General features: G+C 33.8%; 1 protein-coding gene. It reads left to right on the top strand.

Translation table 11 applies throughout. From position 1 onward, the window contains the following. Window positions 1–58: 58 nt before the first annotated feature. Window positions 59–496, top strand: a complete 438-nt coding sequence (locus D1B33_RS18300; protein WP_233549533.1) for an SMI1/KNR4 family protein — start codon at window positions 59–61, stop codon at window positions 494–496. Window positions 497–637: the final 141 nt, after the last annotated feature.

The following is a 637-nucleotide window of genomic DNA, read 5'->3' as shown; positions in this document are numbered from 1 at the left end:
TTCATGAAAAGGGCCAGATTGCAGAGCCATATTCATGTCGAAACTATAATCATCTGTTTTGATACAAAGGGAGTTATGCCAAGGTGAAGATTTTTGGAATGAGGAAAGTAAGCATAAACGTATTGAATATCCGATAAACGATGAAATAATAAAAAAAGCAGAAAATAATTTAGGAATTAAATTCCCCCAATCATTTATTGAATTAATGAAGATACAAAATGGCGGTGACTTAAACTTTCCTTATTTTTTGTTATCTAAAATTTGTACAGAAAAACAGGAATTTCCTAGCATTGAACCCATTCATTTTGAAGTGGATGATTTAAGCATTTTATCATCCCAAGAGTTACTAGCAGATACAAAGCTTCCAAAGGAGTTTATTGTACTGTGGACCGATTGCCATTTCTGGATAGTATTCGACTATCGAAATAGGAAAGATAATCCCTCTGTTCTTTATGTATTTGAGAATTACGACACAGAGGAAATTACATGGGAATAGGTAACGGTGGCAGATAGTTTCGATGAATTTTTAAAAAAATTATTTCAAGTACCCCCTTTAGACCCGAAAAAGTTAAAAGGTAGCTATGGACAAAAATAATTTACTAACGGAAGCTGATAGTTGTTTTCCGCAAACGGGCGC

Origin of the sequence: Ureibacillus yapensis, from assembly GCF_003515775.1 — a bacterium.
In the GTDB taxonomy this organism is placed as follows: domain Bacteria; phylum Bacillota; class Bacilli; order Bacillales_A; family Planococcaceae; genus Ureibacillus; species Ureibacillus yapensis.
Note: the sequence above shows the minus strand (reverse complement) of the source record. Positions and strands in the feature narration are given on the sequence as shown.